The sequence below is a fragment of the Leptolyngbya sp. FACHB-8 genome (genome assembly GCF_014695575.1).
Lineage (GTDB): Bacteria > Cyanobacteriota > Cyanobacteriia > Elainellales > Elainellaceae > Vacuolonema.
The window spans coordinates 79718-96302 of the sequence record NZ_JACJOO010000008.1 but is presented as its reverse complement, the minus strand read 5'-3'; the positions used below and the strand labels follow the sequence as shown (position 1 = coordinate 96302).

Here is a 16585-nt window from a genome sequence, read left to right as displayed (position 1 = left end):
TGGCTCAAACGTGGGTGTTAAACGTTCAGCTTTTAGAATAGAAGCCTGAAAGCCAGTGATAACAGGGATGATAGAAAATATTAAGAAGCTCTCAAATGACCTTTAGAGGGCTGGACGATCGCCCTGAATGGGCAAATGCTCAGCGTTTTGCGCCGGAAACGTTGATTTTCACACACTCTATTGGCTGTACGGTTTCTCATTTAGCGAACCACCAGGAACTTTACGCGGCCTTGGTGACACGAGGGTATCAATATGATTTAGATGCGTTGCAAGTTCTGGCTAAACGAGAACTGCCCTGTCGCTACATTGGAATGATTGGTAGCCAGAAACGAGTTCGCCAGGTCTTGCAGTCTGCTGAAAAATTAGGTGTTCCCAAATCAAATTTACAAACAATTTATGCTCCCATTGGGCTGAGTCTTGGGGCACTCACTCCCGAAGAGATTGCTGTGAGTATTGGAGCAGAACTCATTATGGTGCGTCGCCAGGGTTCAGGCAATCTCTCTTCACATCATTAATTTTGCCTGTTGCTGGGAGGTATGAAATGGGATGTGAAACCGCAGTTCCACATCCCATTTCATACCTCCCAGCAACACCCAACTCTGGGCCGAGTCTCCATTTTTGCAGGCACCTCCACGCAAGCAACGAGTAGAACCCTGTCGATACAGACGTGAAGAATTTATAAGAAAACCAGGAAAAGCTCCCTTTTCTTAATGCGTATGTAAAAATCTTAAGAAAATCTAAAGAGAACGTGCCTGGCTCATTTGCAGGTTTCTAAGAAAGTGGGCGCAGCTCTCTCTCATGGTGGCTTCTTATTGTGCCGTCTGCTTAGCTTTCTCTTTTCTCGCAGATTGTCTATATGACCTGATAGGCCCAGATGTAGGACGTTCTTATGAATGCTAGCCATCCTGAAGATATTCGTGGTCATTACTTGAGGCAAAGTAAACTTTCTACAGGTTTAGATTCGGAGTTCAACGGGTCGTTCTTACAAAACATTTGGGACTCGGTCGCAGCCTCCATCTTCGTAGTGGATGTTTTGAAGAATGGTGACTTTCGTTATGCTGCCCTGAACCCCAGTTATGAACGCCTGGTCGGAATGCGCTCTCAAGATGTGCAAGGAAAATCGCCAGAACAGGTACTGCCTGCTTCAGAGGCGGCCGCGCAACGACAGCATTACAGGAATTGTGTGCGCTTTGGTCAAACAGTTTCCTATGAAGAACGCTTTTCCTTTAAGGGAATTCCCAGTTGGTGGATTACAACGTTAACTCCGGTACGAGGTGCAAATTCTAAGATTCATCGTCTGATTGGCACCAGTATTGAAATTACGGAACGAAAGCAGGCGGAGGAAACCCTACGGCTTCAGGCTGAACGTGAGCGGTTAGTGAGTGCGATCGCTCACCGAATTCGTGAATCTCTTGATCTCAACACAATTTTGAACCGGGCTGTCACTGAAGTTCGGCAGTTTCTTCAGACTGATCGTGTCCTGATCTATCGATTTGAGGATGACGGTAGCGGTGTGGTGATGGTGGAATCTGTCGGCACCCCGTGGCGCTCAGTTTTAGGAAATCAACTCAAAGATCTATGCTTTGCCGAGAAGCATTTTGAACGCTACCGCCAGGGCTATATTCAGGTTATCGAAGACATTTATGCTATGGGGTTGCATCCCTGCTACATTGAGCTGCTCGCTGCCTTTCAGGTTAGAGCAAATCTTGTAGTTCCAGTTGTTACAGAGCAGACCTTGTGGGGTTTATTAGTGGTTCAGCATTGCCAGGGAGAACGGCAATGGCAACAGATAGACATTGACTTGCTCAAGCAACTGGCTCTGCAAATTGGGATTGCTGTGCAACAGGCAGAACTGCATCATCAAGTTCAATGTCTCAATGTTCATCTAGAAAAGCAGGTGCAGCAACGTACCATTGCTCTACAACAGGCACTAACCTTTGAAACTATTGTTCGACAAATTACAGAGCGAATTCGAGACAGTTTAGATGAGCAGCAAATTCTTCAGACAGTAACCCAGGAACTGGGGCAGGTTCTGCAGTTAAATCGCTGCAAAATTGAGCTTTACGATCGCCACTACAGCACGGCAATAGTTGCCTACGAGTACACAACTCATCTGCCAGATTGCCAGGGGAAAAACAGGCGAATTGATGACTTTTTGGATATCTACCAACCGTTATTAGAAAAAAAGACCCTGCAATTTACCGAACGGGTGCCTGCTCTAAATCTTCCACTGGGGATAGTAACCCGCTTAGCCTGCCCTATTTTTGTGTACGGGTCAAACCCTGAGGAGATTGATCAGGAGGTGCTAGGTAACCTCTGGTTATTTAGACCCCGGGGGGAAGTTTTTTATGACATTGAGATTCAATTGGCGCAACAGATCGCGAATCAGTGTGCGATCGCCATTCGTCAGGTACGGCTTTATCAGTCATCGCAACTCCAGGTTACCGAGCTAGAAAAACTAAACCGCCTTAAGGATGAATTTTTAAAGACTCTCTCCCATGAGCTACGAACTCCAATTACCAGTATTAGTCTTGCAGCTCAAACGCTAGAAACAATTCTGGAACAGGCAGGTGTGTTCAATCGGGAGGATTCTACAGTCAAAAACCTCTTTGAGATGCTGCATCAGGGATGTCAGCGTGAAACAAAAATGATTGCGGATTTACTAACATTGTCCCATCTGGATGCAGAGACGGCACCACCCAGCATCGAGGTTGTTGATTTACACGGCTGGCTACCTACGGTTGCCCAGAAGTTTGAAAAACAAATTTCACAGCAGAATCAACAGTTATATATTATTCTTGATTCTGAGCTGCCGCCTTTATTAACGGACACCTCGGATGTCGAACGCATTGTTGTTGAACTGCTAACGAACGCCTGTAAATATACACCCAGAAATGAATTAATTAGTGTTACGGCTTACACCAATGAGGATACCGTTCAAATTAGTGTCAGCAATACCGGAATTGAAATTGAAACTACCGAAATAAACCAAATTTTCAATGCTTTTTACCGTATTCCAAATCATGACCCCTGGCAATATAGTGGGGCTGGGTTGGGGTTAGCATTGGTGAAAAAACTGGTAGAGCGCTTGGGAGCATCTGTAGAAGTAGAAAGTGCTTCAAACCAGACAACATTCACAGTAAAGTTTCCCTACAATGTAGCAACAGAAAAACTTGAAAATTCCACGCATTGCAGACGAGTGATTACGTTAGGATGCCACTCCACCTCACCCGCGCTGTAATATCACCTCAGTTCGGGATAGGCTGAAGTGCTCATTTTGGCATGCGCGAAGCGCACGCCAAAATGAGCGTTTTCAAGTGCCGCGCAACGCACGGCACTTGAAAACGTCCTTAACCCGAACTCAGGTTAATATCAATTCATGTCAATTTCGTATAGTCATAGAAAGAGTTGGTGTGGCGCTTAGCGCCACACCAACTCTTTCTATGACTATACAACTAGAGGTCATATCAATATTCAGATTGAATCAACTTTGTTCGCTTCGGTAGACAGATGGTAAATTGTGTTCCTTTTCCTTCCTGACTCTGGAACGTGATTTCACCATTGTGCAGATCTACACAAGCTTTGACAATTGCCAACCCCAAACCTGTCCCAGGAATCATGCCGACATTACTCCCCCGGTTAAACGCCTGAAGTACCTGATCGTGGTTCTCCATCGGAATGCCAATTCCTTGATCCTTCACTTCAATCCAGATATGGGTATCGTTACCCGTTAAATGCACCTCAACCTCACGACCATCAGGTGAGTATTTGATCGCATTTGATAACAGATTAACCAATATCAACCGTAGAAGTTTATGATCCCCAAAAAAACCTCTGGTATTGCCGGTAATTCTGAAGCTCAACGGGTAATGCTCACCATTTGTCTGTCGCTGATCGTCAATCACATCTGAAATGAATTGCAGCAGCTCAAAGGGTTGGGGGGCGAAGTTTACCTTGCCCGACTCAAAGGTTTCGAGCACGAGGAGGTCATCAACCAATTGGGTCATCTGTCTGGCTTTCGTCTCAATCATTTGGAGGAACTGCTGCTGCTTGGCTTCAGGCAGCTTACTGCGATGCAACTTAAGCGTTGAAGCAGCCGTTAGAATCACCGATAAGGGCGATCGATATTCATGGGAGACGGTCGCGACCAATTGGGATTTCAATGCACTGAGTTGCTTCTCTGCTTCTAAGGCTTGCAACACTTGAGCCAGTTGCTCAGATTGTTGCAAGGCGATCGCTAGTTGATTGGCCAGCTCCCCTAAAAAATCAGCCTCATCATTTTGCCATTGCCGTGCTGACGTCTGCGCCACCAACAAGCCCCAAACCGTCGATAAGGAGTCGGAAACATGGGCTGGCAGCAGGATAGGAGCGATTAAATAGGGCCCTTCGTGTTCTTCTAACCGCAAAACTGTTGCGACACCTATTTCTGGTGCAGCAGTGGTCTGGGTCGCCTTCCCATCAAGCAAATAGGCATCTGTCAAAAAAGAGGATAATGCTTCGATTGGATCGGGGGCCTGGTCGCTCCTTGGACGGGTTTCACACCGCTTGCTGAGTATTTGTGGACTCGTTCCATACGCTGACGTATTATCGGGGTTAGGGATAACCCGATAGATGACGACGCGATCGCACTCCAATACCTGCTGCACCTCTGTTACAGCCGTATGAAGAATTTCTTCTAGATCGAGCGATCGGTGGAGATGTAGTGCTACCTCTGCCGTTAGTTGACGCGGCTTTGATGTTTGACTGAATTGATTGCGTTGCCGGGATTGCTGAACCGCATTGCGAACCGTAACCTGTAGAACGTTGGGTTCTAAATCTTGTTTGATCAGATAATCTTGAGCGCCCCGTTTCATAGCCTGTACGGCTACCCGTTCATCGCCCTGCCCCGTCACCATAATGACAGGAAGAGGGACCCCTGCCTGCTGATAGAGTTCATCTAAAAACTCAAGCCCTGTCATATCGGGCAATGAAAAGTCGAGTAAGATCGCATCGCAGTGCTGCTTCTGGCACAGGGCCAATCCTACCTCTGCCGAACCCGCCTCAATGAACTGGTAAGACTGCTCAGGATCTCCAGAAAGGTATTCTCGGTAAACCTCTCGATCTTCCTGGCAATCGTCTGTAATTAAAAGCGTCCAAATATTTGACATAGCAGGATACAAAAGGGAGGACTTTTATCTCAAAACTGCCACGTACCTAGAGCTTGTAACGGAAATCTAAAGGGTACAAATACGTGTAGCCCTTGCTTAGTTCCCATCGGCTCCTTCTAGCGGAGGAACGTTGGCCTGTAGCCAGTAATTTACAAATGCCTGAACAGTGCGTTCCAGTTCGTCCGAGTCTACAGGTTTAATCAAGTATCCGTTGGCTCCATTCTGATAGCAGAATTCAATATCTTTGGGATTGGAGGACGTTGTAAACACAACGATCGGAATTTCCCGAAGGCTTTCATCCTGCTTTAATTGCTCCAGCACCTCGCGTCCATCGGTACCTGGCAAATTTAGGTCCAGAAGAATTACCGAGGGCCGTTGGGCATTGTGTTGTAACCCTCCCTCCCCATCTTGATAAACGAAATCTAAAACCTTGTCCCCATTTGTACAACGGTAAATCGGATTTTTAACCTGCATCTGCTGCATTAGCAGTTCAAGTACCTCAAAATCCTCGTCACTATCTTCCGCAATCAACAAAGGGCTAATAGACGAATTTACCATTTTGTATTGCTAAACACGGATCTAATGTCGATATATTACAACATACTTCTATGTTTCACAAAAACCGAACAATATGGCTGGAATTTCATTAGGGGGTGAAAGCTTTCAAAGTTTGAGGCATACTCGGACTTTGAAAGCTTTCACCCCGTAATGGGTTCATATCATTGGAAAAAGTGTTGTGCTACCTGGAGAGTACAGAGATGTCTTTTCCAATGGATGATTACTGCAAAGTGAAATAGAACGTTGAGCCTTCACCATAGCTGGATTCTACCCAGATTTGTCCACCATGCCGCTCAATAATTTTTTTGGCGATCGTCAAACCTGCGCCAGTGCCACCGCCATATAAATTTTGCTCGTGTAGCCGTTTGAACAAGCGAAAAATGCTGTTGAAATGGCGTTCTCGAATCCCAATACCGTTATCGCGAACGTAGAACGTCGTGGAGTAATCAACTGGATAGCTTTGTGAGTGCATTGATGGTGCTTCTGTTGTCTGTCTAGATGTCCACTCATCTTTCCCATCTATATAACCGATTTCTATCCATGGCTCTGGCTTGTCGTTATATTTGATGGCATTACTAATCAGATTAGTCATGACCTCCTGAATGAGGACAGGATCACAGCTCGCTTTGGGGAGGGGACGTGGGATACGAATTGCTGCTCGAAGCTCAGGACGGCTAACGGGAAAATCTTCAAGCACTTGATGTAAGGATTGGTTGAGATCAACGGAATGAAGATGGAGTTCAGTTTGTCCAAGACGTGAGAATCTTAGCAGAGCATCGATTAGAGATTCCATTCGACGAGTTAGACGAACCAGGGTTTGTAGCCGAGATCTCCCGGTCTCATCCAATACATCAGAGTATCCCTTCAATAGCAGGTTAGAAAAGTTATGAATACCACGCAACGGTTCTTTGAGATCATGAGAAGCCGCATAGGCAAAAGAATCTAGCTCCTGAATAGTGCGCTCTAACTCCTGATTCATTCGAGTTAATTCATCCGCCTGCTTAAGCACAATCCCGACGATCGCACTCCTTAAATCTAAAGCATTCTCCAATTCAGAACTTTTCCAGGGCAAGGAGGTTGATTGCACAATCTGCTGCCACTGCTGAAAGGATTTACGAGGGCCAAGGGTCATGCTGCCATCGGTGGTCACATGGAGCGAGGAATGAGGATCGCCTGCCCAAGTGACTGTTTTCAACACTTCTGGGCGAAACCAAAGGATTGTGTAGCGGCGAACTTTAGAGATCTGCAACAGAAGCAACCCACTGGCACTATCTTTGAAGGCCTCTGCTTCAGGGTAAAGCTTGGGTAACGAATCTGTATAGAACAGTGGGGATTGCAGGGTGGGTAGCGCTTCTGCCCATTCTATAAGAATGCGAACTTCTTCTAAAGAAGGGGTTGTGCCAACTAGCGTAATTTCATTATCCAGGCAAATGGCAGCACCCTGGGCACCTACCAGATCTAACAGGCGAGGAGCTGGATGAACGAGGGCTTGTCTTAAGTCATCGACCTGGGAGATGGATTGAACAAACTCTGATTGCAGCGATCGCAGCTTTGTTAAATAACTGAGTTCTTCTGTGTTGACTTTGTTCGCTAATTCCGATGCAACTAACTGAGCCAATAATTCACAGCTTTCCCGAGCCTCATAGGAAATGGTTTTAGGTGTTTGGTGATGGCAGGAAATAAGCCCCCAAAGGGTTTCCCCTTGAGTGAGTGCGATGACAAAAAGAGCTGCTACCTCCATGTTGTGGTGATATTCCACACAGCAAGTATCCACGCTTCGTAAGAGAGATAAACTGAGGTCAATTGGCTGTTCTGTTGTTGGGTTTTTATTCGGAATTAGCTCAACCGATTGGGCCTTTAAGTGGGGGATATAGCGTACCATTCCCCGTCGGTATAATTCTCGAACAGGTTCTGGAATATCGGTTGCAGGGTAGTGGAGCCCTAGATAGGGGGAGAGATGGCCATGTTTGGCTTCTGCTACGACCTCCCCAGCCCCCTGAGCATCGAATTGGTAAACCATAACCCGATCAAACCCAGTGATATGTCGAACTTCTATGGCTGCAAGTTGCAGAAACTCCGTTAGATCGGGGATTTGTCGTAGTCGAGCGATCGCCCCTCTAACGTACGTGTATGGATGGAGAGAACGCGTTTCTGCTTGAACGCTTGCAGGTTCTAATTCTAAAATGATGCTGGTGTCAGAGCTCCGGTGCAGCATGCCATTGAAGACTTGCTGATGCCATGAAATGCACAGATTTAAATGGTTGAAGCCATTAAAATTGATGTGCTTCAGGCGTTTTATAGATTGTTGAATCAGGGCGATCGCTGCTTCATCCAATAACCTTGTTAGTGGCTGACCCAATAAATCTTGGGGTAAAACGCCGAAATATTCCTGTATGTTAGCGCTAACTTGCAGTACAACGAGCTCAGAATCGCTCAATACCAGTAAAACACCATGGGGCTGAATCGATCTTGCAAAGGGATCAGGTTCGACAGCTTCTCTGAGATGATGGCTGGATGTGTTGTTGGATTCTAACCCACTCATGGCGAGACGATGGAGAGCCCAGTCACGGGTCTAAACATCTAAACAAAAGCCAGAGGATGGTCATGAGAATTGCTCCATCAGGAACACTCCATGCCTGCCCTGGTGTTTGCTAGCAGATTTACTTACAGCTAGCAGCATATCAGGTCGCCTAGAAATGTATCGGTATTATTACGACTAATTAAAGTACCTCAAATAAATCTAAAGAAAATACTAAGGAGATTTCCAGCAATGAAATTATCCCCCAGGATGTTGGTGTTTTGCCCGCTTCGCGGGCAAAACACCAACATCCTGGGTAAATTCTTATGCAGAAACCTCCTTAGTCATTGCTTTGATTGTGCTTGTACGATAACCACATTTCAGATGAAAGCGATCGCTCTCTTCAGAATAATGTCGATCCCATCTATTTCGGAGGCACAAGCACAGATGAAATTACTGCCTGGCTTATTCTTTATATTGACTGGATTGTTGTCATGCTTCTGATAGTGCAAGCACGTCCATCCCGTGCACAGTTACCAGTTCCTCCTTTAAGTAGTTGGCAGATTGTTGATCTAACACAGTCCCTAAACCCTGATATTCCGCTCTGGCCCGGTGATCCGACCATTGAAATTCAACCCTGGGCTTCTTATCAAGAGGATGGCTACTTCATCAACCGTATTGCGATAGGTGAGCACAGCGGTACCCATTGGGGAACGCCAAACACTTTCATCGAAGGAGCAACCAGTGCGGAGCAAGTTTCTATTCAGAAATTGGTTGTCTCAGCCATTGTGATGGATATTCGTCAGCAGTCCGCCCAAGATCCAGACTATCGGCTTTCCCGTAGCGATATTGCCCATCGCGGGTGGTTCAGGAAGCCCAGCACGGGTGTTGGCATTGCTTCCCCCATGTAAGGTCAGTCATTTATGTTGTTGAAAGAGGACTCCATACTGTAAACAGCATCAATCTAATGGCTGGCTACACAGCCTAAATGCAATCTTACACATCCGTTGAAAAGGGCAAATATGACACTGCACGCTTCTATGGAATATCCACGGCTACCAATTCCGCCAGCCATCATGGTTTCGGAAGCGCAATCGTTCGCTCAATACACCATTCGAGAACGATTGCCAGCAATTATCAAACAGGCGATCGCCGACAACTCGTTTTCGCAATCTGCCCTCGCCAACCTCCAATCATTAGCCGCAGAACTGCCGAATGGAGCAATTCGGCCCATTCAAGCCGATGGAGGGCCTGATGTTGCTGCCTGGTCAACCTATGTAGAGCCATTCGAGGGTAATTCCTGGCTCAATACTCCCTTCTACTTTGCAGAAGCTTATTTTTATCGGCGTATTCTAGAAGCCATTTCCTATTTTCAAGCTCAACCCGGCCAAGCTATTGACCCCTTTGCGATACAAAAGCATGCGAGCCTCGCAACAGCAATGGCGGCGATCCGATCGATCGCGCCCACCACACAGCCTTCAACCTCACCGGCTAATCATGGCTGGCAACCCATCGATCTGATTCGCTTCCTATCTTTGGCACTCTGGGGTAATCGAGTTGATCTCAGTCTCTGGTCGGCCACTGAAACCAGTCGTGTGCGTACCGAAGTCGAGCAGGATGAGGCAAATATCCTGGTAAATCACAGCCACCTTATAACTGACTATCTAAGCCAGATACGCTCTGCACGGATGGACTTTGTTGTGGATAATGGAGGATTTGAATTAGCCTGCGATCTGCTTCTGGTGGACTTTCTGCTATCAACTCACATTGCTGAAACAGTTCATTTACATCTCAAACCTTATCCAATCTTTGTCTCCGATGCCATGATCGGAGACGTTCACCACACCTTAGCCGTGTTGGCAGCAGACCAGGATGAGGGAGTGCGATCGCTGGCTGCTCGTCTACAGGGTTTTATCAGGAGCGATCGCCTCTCCTTACAGGATCACTTCTTTTGGGTTGCCCCTCTGCCCTTTTGGGAAATGCCATCTGGACTTAAGCAAGAGTTGGCTCAGTCTAACCTGGTATTTGTGAAAGGAGATGCAAATTATCGAAGGTTATTGGGAGATTGTCACTGGGCGTTAACAACACCGTTTGAAGAGGTTGTTAATTACTTTCCGGCTCCCCTGGCTGCCTTGCGAACCATAAAATCTGAGGCGATGACAGGATTACGCTCAGAACAGGCTGAACAGTTAACCCGTGATGATCCCACATGGCTTATTAATGGCCAGTGGGGTATTATTCATTTCGTCAATAAAGCTAAGACTGTATTTTAAGAATTTGGATGATTAAATGCATACTGAATATCATTGGTGGATTTTTGCATTGCTATCTGCAATCTTCGCTGCACTCACCACTATTTCTGCCAAAATTGGTGTTGAATCTGTAAATTCCAATTTAGCAACAGCTCTTCGTACCATTGTGATTTTGGTCATTGCTTGGGGAATTGTTGGGATAGAAGGACAGTTCAAATCTGTATTTCAAATTGCTCCTAAAACGCTATTTTTTCTGGCCCTATCAGGAGTGACTACAGGGTTATCCTGGCTCTGCTACTTCAGGGCGCTACAAATGGCTCCAGCATCCTGGGTTGCTCCGTTAGATAAATCGAGCTTAGTGTTTGTTATCCTATTTGCAGCCTTACTTCTGAAAGAACCATTAACTTTAAAGGCTATTCTAGGCACAATTTTCATGTTGGCAGGCATACTAATTTTGGTTGTTTAGCCTGCTTCATGTAGAGAGATACATCTCATCCATCGAAACTTCTATACCTGTTGCCATTCTTGTTAGGAGATTTCCAGTAATGAAATTACCCCCAGAATGTTGGTGCTTTGCCCGCTTCGCGGGCAAAGCACCAACATTCTGGGTAAATTCTTATGCAGAAACCTCCTTAGAACAGAAAGAGTGAGGCGGCGTACTGCGCCGCCTCACTCTTTCTGTTCTAACAAGAATGGCTAGGAGTATATAACACGAAGAACTAATATCAAATCCGTTTGAAGAAGCATGACATGCTTCTTCAAACGGAGATCATACCATCTGTCAAAATTGGCGTGGTGAAATACTAGGTTGCTTCTATTGGTGGAATCCTGACTAGTAAACGCGATCGCAAATCTCCTGGCATTTTTGGAGGCTTCACATATCCATCTGCACTGTTTATGTAAAGCTCACTGAATTGCTGTAACTCAGACACACTTTGAGAATAGTTCAGGTCCACAAAATGATATGTGTATTTACCGGGGCAAACAAAGGTGATAGAACAGGGGCGATCGCATGTCCATAAACACCCGACAGATTGAACATCCAACTCAGAGGAATGCAATTCCTGTAGCTGCCGAAGTAACAAAACACCCTCTGTAATGGTGTCATCTTCAACATCATCATGGGCGATTGTCGCACTACAGGATTTACAAACAAACAGCGTATGTTTTGTCATGCTTAAGCGCGCTCCACGAGGTATTTGAATAAGTCATCAATCACCAAATTCGCGGCGATCGGGCCACTACCAATCCAATAATTGGGAACTCGATAGACCTTACCCTGTTTCACCGCCTTGAGCTGCTGCCAGAGAGGATCGGCGGATAGCTCATTCAACTTTTGATCAGCCTGGTGTTTTGCCTCAGGGGTGTTTTCTCCTGTCCAGACAAACATGACATCACCATCTGCCTGGTGTAAAACTTCACGGCTGATGGACACCTGGATGGGATTATCGAACAATTGAGAAGCTTTATCAGCCGCGATCGCCTGAGCCTCAGGGCGGGGCAAGCCAGCATCCTGTAATACCTTGCCGCAGAAGGAATCCTGGAGATACAGGTTGATGTAATCCGGGTAGACCCGAACGACGGAAACTTGAGTTTGAGAAAGGCGATCGCCCATCTGTTGCTGTAATTCAGCCAATCGGGCATCATAATCGGCCATGACTTGTTCTGCTGCTTCCGTTTTTCCCAGCATTTGGGCCACGGTCATAAAGACTTCTTTCCATTGACCGCTGTGCTCAGATTTAAACAGAAGTGTGGGAGCGATCTGAGAAGCTTGTGAATAAACTTTCTGGTAATAGTCTCCGCCAACGATGAGATCGGGCTGTAGGGCTAAGGCTTTTTCCAGGCTGGGCTCTCCCGTTGCTCCAAGGTCTTCAACACCTGTCCAATCCTGTTGTAAGCGAGTTGCGAATCCATCTGAGATGGGCGCCCCAACCGGTTTGATTCCCAACGCGGTTAGAAATTCCAGCGTGACGGAATCCAGGGCAACAATGCGTGTGGGCTGGAGCGGGACACAAGTTTCGCCTGCGGCATGGCGTACCATGCGGCAATCCGAAGGAGTTGTGGATGAAGTAGAGGAAGAATTTTGGCAGGCTGTGATGAGGGCGATCGCCATCACCATGAGTAAACCAAAACGAAGATAACGGAAGAGCCGACGCACAATTACAACCTCAATTTAGAATGTGACAGCAAACGATCCGATCACGGTAAAGGGTTCACCGGGTGTATTGGCCTCTCGGTAGCCCTCGCTATAGCGGATGTAGTCTATATCGAATAGGTTCTGGAAGTTGAGGGCAACACGCCAGTTATCCCGGCGATAGAACAAGGCTGCATCCGTCCGAACATAGCTGGGAAGCTGATAGGTATTCTCGAAGTCGCCTTCTCGTTCTCCAACGTAGAACAGCCCTAAACCAAAGCCTAACCCTTGCAAGTTACCCGATTGAATCTCATAGGTGCTCCAGAAACTAGCATTGTTGCGGGGAACGTTATCAGGACGGCTCCCTTCCAGGTAAAAGTTATCTTCTGTCACTTCTGCATCTGTGTGAGCATAGGATGCAATAACATTCCATCCGGGAGTAATTTCACCCGAAACATCTAACTCAATACCCCGGCTGCGAATTTCACCAACGGCAAGGGAGAAGTCAGGATTATCGGGATCAGGACCCTCCACATTCTGCTTCGTGATCTCGTAGGCTGCTAAGTTGGCAATCAGACGACCGTCGAAAAATTCACCCCGCACGCCTACTTCAAATTGCTCACTAATTTCTGGTTCCAGGAAAGAGCCTTCGACAGTTTGTGCAAAGGTATTGGGGTTAAACGACTGGCTGTAGCTGGTGTAAAGGGAAATCTCCTGGCTGGGCTGATAGACGATCCCGATGCGAGGAGTAAATCGCTCCACGGTATCTCCGGTTTCGGTATTCGCAAGGCTATTGACCGATTCAAAGTCAACAATGTCGAATCGTCCCCCTGCCAGGATTTGCAGATTATCCGTCAGGGCTATCTGATCTTGTAGATAAAACCCAATATTGTCCTGCCGGGAGGTGTTATTCCGTACTACCAGGGTCATATCATCCAGGTCAGGACGGGAAATCGGATCACCTTCTTCTGTGAAGATGTCGATGAAAAAGCTGGGATCGCCTGGTAGACGACGCTGTCCTCCCTGACGCGTGCTGCGGTTCCAATCTACCCCCGCTAATAGAGTATGCTCCACACTGCCGGTATTAAATTCCCCGACGACATTAGTTTGAAAGGAGTAAAACTCCGAATAGTCATCGTTAGACCGCCAGCGACGATCTAGAGTACCATCGTCCTCAATTGTCCAGCTATCCAAACGAAAGTCGAAGGTGTCGATGGAGAGGTAGCGAAACTCGTTACGGACTTGCCAGTTATCGTTGAATTCGTGGGTGAGGCTGTAGCTGGCACTAAATTCTTCCGTTTCTGCAACGGCATCCGGATCTTGGAAGAGGCGATCGTAGGGAACATCGGCGACTTCATCGCCGATCGCGGGAATTCCTCGGTCAAAGGGGCGATCCTGATTGATGTAGCTCACATTGAAGTCGAGGGAGGTGCGATCGCTCAAATTCAACGTTAGCGATGGAGCCAGAACAAAGCGTTCGAGATCCTGGTCATAGTCGCGGTATCCATCCTCGGTTGCATACAACGTATTCAGGCGATATAGAATGCGGCCATTCGCGTCTAACGGCCCTGTCAGATCGATGCTGGGTCGCAGCAAACCGAAGCTGCCAATTGCGCCTTCCAGCGTGTATTCCGCCACCGACAGAGGCCGTTCGGTAATCACATTCACTACCCCACCCGGCTCGATGTTGCCGTAGAGGACTGAGGCTGGCCCTTTTAACACTTCCAGGCGTTCAATCAGCTCAAAATCCGAAATCCCTGATGAACTGGAGGAGCCACGCCGGAAACCGTTTTCCAGAAATACATCTGTCTGAAAACCGCGAATGTTAATGCGGTCAAGGCTACCACCAAAGCTGTCGTCGGTATTGACCCCACTGACGTTGCGTAGGGCTTCACTAATACTATCCGCCTGCTGGTCTTCGAGAACCTGTTGGGGAACTACCTGAATGGATTGAGGAATGTCTCGCAGAGGAGTATTGGTACGGGTTGCGGTGGAGGCATCATCGGTAACGTAACCAGTTTCTTCTCCCAGAGCTGTGATCTGGATAGCATCTTCGTTGGTTGCGATCGCCGCTCCCCCATCCGGCACCACACTCAACACCAGATTGGATGCCTCAACACTAACCTCGGCTCCGGGAGGTGTGTTTTCTCCGGTAATTGCAATGCGAATGCGATCGCCTGGCAGCCCGCTGACACTCACCAATGCAATTCCTTCAGCTGGATTGCTAACGATAAAGGGATCACCCTCGGGTACATCCAGCACCGCACCGGAAATATCTCCAATTAGGGCATTGCCAACGACGCTGAAGACAGGAGCAGCCAGCGATTCTGCGCCCTCCAGCACCACCCGCAGGCCACCTTCTGTCGCTGTAACCCGAACCCCGGGTACGGTTACAACAGGCATCTGTGCTAGTTGTGTCTGCCATTCGCCCAGGGTTGTTGCAGGCTGTTCCAAACCGTTGAGTGTCGGTGCATCCGTCACAACTTCATTCGCCCACACAGCGGGAGGCAGAAAAACAGACACAAAACCGAGGGCGATCGCCCAACTATGCCATTGCTTCATCATCACACCACACATTAATTACTCACCCTTTGCAGCTCTTACGCCAGGCGCTCTGCGCCTTCATCCCCTGAACGCTGCTTTAAAGCTTGTTTTTGTGTGCGAGGTGCACAAAGAATTTTCAACCAGCTTTAAGGAACGTTGGGAGATCAGAACTGGATTCGTTACTGCAAATTATTCTCAAGAATTAGCTTAGCGGTTGGTGGTGTTTGATTAGAGATGGAATTGACTGCTGGACGGAATAGTTTGAACACTACGCGGAATTTTTATAACTACGATAATCCTTTGGATTGATGCCAAACTTTTTGCGAAACGCATTAGCAAAGTAGCTGCGGTTTGCAAATCCAACGGAACGTGCGACTTCTGAAATATTGCAATCCCTACTTTCCAGGAGTTGGCGGGCCTGCTCCAAACGATAATCGTGGAGCAGACCAAAGGCGGTAGTGCCGAACACTTGACGGAATCCTCGCTTCAGGGTGCAGTCATTGAGCCCTACCTGGCGAGCTAATTCCAGCAAAGATGGAGGATCTCCCAACTGTTGCAACAAAATATCGCGAGCTTGATAAATCCGCTCTACATCCTCAGGCTTGAGCCTTGGACGGGATGCTGGGCGAGGCTGATCCTGGGCGGCTTCCTCCACCAGTAATGCCATTAACTCCCAAACTTTGCTTTCCAAATACATCCGTTTCGTTAATCCCCGATACGGGCATTGGAGAATATGCTGAGCTGCTATTTGCATTGCAGCCGTTATCATCCCGAAATGGGTGTAATATTGCTGATCGGCATCTCGAAGCAATGCCTTTAAAGGTGACGAGGATAACTCAGAACCATGTCCCCAAAATGATTGAAAGACATCTAGATCAATGTGAACATTGATAGCCAGAGTGGATTTGGCTGCAAGGATTTCTGTTGTCTCCTTTGGTGCAAAACCGCTGCCAAATAGCTCGTATCGTCCACTTTTTATGCCTGAATGATTGGATCGTTGTGTAGTTTCCAGTAATAGTATGAACTCTAAAGGATGTGGCCGTTCTGGTAATTGCAGGATACAGCCTGTGTGGAGGCAGTAGTTGGAGATTACTAAACTCATTCCCTCACGCAACTCAATCTCCCGCCAATTACCTTTTCCCAGGACTGCTGGGTAGCTGTAAATTGTATCGAAGGTGTCGGGTTGGGATATAGGCTGATGCTCGGTTTCTTCCTCAAAAAGATCCCAGAAGGCTTTTGAAGTAAGGGTTATAGTCATGGCAGAGTATGTCAGTAGCGCTTGAAAGACTAATTGAACAAATTTTCAATATTCTGATTTCTTGTAATCCCTGCGACTCGCCCACAGACAGCCACGGAGCGACCTCAGAAAACTGACTAGAACGTGTTTTAGAAGATTTTTCGTGCGTAAGGTGCGCAAAAACTTCCAGGTAGC

Annotated in this window: 12 protein-coding genes; 5 read left to right on the top strand and 7 right to left on the bottom strand. The window is 47.3% G+C overall.

From position 1 onward, the window contains the following. Nucleotides 1-95: 95 nt before the first annotated feature. Both H6F91_RS01545 and H6F91_RS01540 read left to right on the top strand, forming a co-directional pair. Nucleotides 96-515, top strand: coding sequence for an XdhC family protein (locus H6F91_RS01545; RefSeq protein WP_190771187.1), 420 nt, complete (start codon nt 96-98; stop codon nt 513-515). A gap of 374 nt (nt 516-889) precedes the next feature. Further along, nucleotides 890-3241 (top strand): GAF domain-containing protein, encoded by a 2352-nt coding sequence (locus H6F91_RS01540; RefSeq protein WP_190789193.1) that lies wholly within the window; start codon nt 890-892, stop codon nt 3239-3241. A gap of 226 nt (nt 3242-3467) precedes the next feature. On the opposite strand, the gene H6F91_RS01535 is transcribed toward H6F91_RS01540, so the two are convergent. From H6F91_RS01535 to H6F91_RS01525, 3 genes are all read right to left on the bottom strand, one after another. Further along, entirely contained in the window at nt 3468-5147 is a 1680-nt protein-coding gene (locus tag H6F91_RS01535) for a hybrid sensor histidine kinase/response regulator (RefSeq protein WP_190771185.1), read from the bottom strand. A 96-nt stretch (nt 5148-5243) separates the two neighbouring features. Continuing rightward, nucleotides 5244-5705, bottom strand: a complete 462-nt coding sequence (locus H6F91_RS01530) for a response regulator (RefSeq protein WP_190771184.1) — start codon at nt 5703-5705, stop codon at nt 5244-5246. A 220-nt stretch (nt 5706-5925) separates the two neighbouring features. Beyond that, complete coding sequence (locus H6F91_RS01525) at nt 5926-8247, bottom strand: ATP-binding protein (RefSeq protein ID WP_190771183.1); 2322 nt, start codon at nt 8245-8247, stop codon at nt 5926-5928. 338 nt (nt 8248-8585) lie between these two features. On the opposite strand from H6F91_RS01525, the gene H6F91_RS01520 reads away from it, so the two are divergent. The 3 genes from H6F91_RS01520 (at nt 8586) to H6F91_RS01510 (ending at nt 10941) form a co-directional block, all read left to right on the top strand. Beyond that, nucleotides 8586-9134, top strand: a complete 549-nt coding sequence (locus H6F91_RS01520) for a cyclase family protein (protein WP_190771125.1) — start codon at nt 8586-8588, stop codon at nt 9132-9134. A gap of 111 nt (nt 9135-9245) precedes the next feature. Next, nucleotides 9246-10496 (top strand): damage-control phosphatase ARMT1 family protein, encoded by a 1251-nt coding sequence (locus H6F91_RS01515; RefSeq protein WP_199307582.1) that lies wholly within the window; start codon nt 9246-9248, stop codon nt 10494-10496. A gap of 16 nt (nt 10497-10512) precedes the next feature. Next, entirely contained in the window at nt 10513-10941 is a 429-nt protein-coding gene (locus H6F91_RS01510) for an EamA family transporter (RefSeq protein WP_190771126.1), read from the top strand. Between the two features lie 337 nt (nt 10942-11278). Here H6F91_RS01510 and H6F91_RS01505 read toward each other — a convergent pair whose 3' ends face one another. The 4 genes from H6F91_RS01505 to H6F91_RS01490 form a co-directional block, all read right to left on the bottom strand. Beyond that, complete coding sequence (locus tag H6F91_RS01505; protein WP_190773835.1) at nt 11279-11650, bottom strand: DUF1636 domain-containing protein; 372 nt, start codon at nt 11648-11650, stop codon at nt 11279-11281. Nucleotides 11651-11652: 2 nt separating this feature from the next. Then, nucleotides 11653-12633 carry an iron-siderophore ABC transporter substrate-binding protein gene (locus H6F91_RS01500; RefSeq protein WP_347279996.1) on the bottom strand — a complete coding sequence of 327 codons (981 nt, stop codon included), beginning with the start codon at nt 12631-12633 and terminating at the stop codon, nt 11653-11655. 15 nt (nt 12634-12648) lie between these two features. After that, nucleotides 12649-15174 carry a TonB-dependent siderophore receptor gene (locus H6F91_RS01495; RefSeq protein WP_199307581.1) on the bottom strand — a complete coding sequence of 842 codons (2526 nt, stop codon included), beginning with the start codon at nt 15172-15174 and terminating at the stop codon, nt 12649-12651. Nucleotides 15175-15421: 247 nt separating this feature from the next. Further along, nucleotides 15422-16411 (bottom strand): AraC family transcriptional regulator, encoded by a 990-nt coding sequence (locus H6F91_RS01490; protein WP_190773836.1) that lies wholly within the window; start codon nt 16409-16411, stop codon nt 15422-15424. Nucleotides 16412-16585 lie beyond the last annotated feature (174 nt).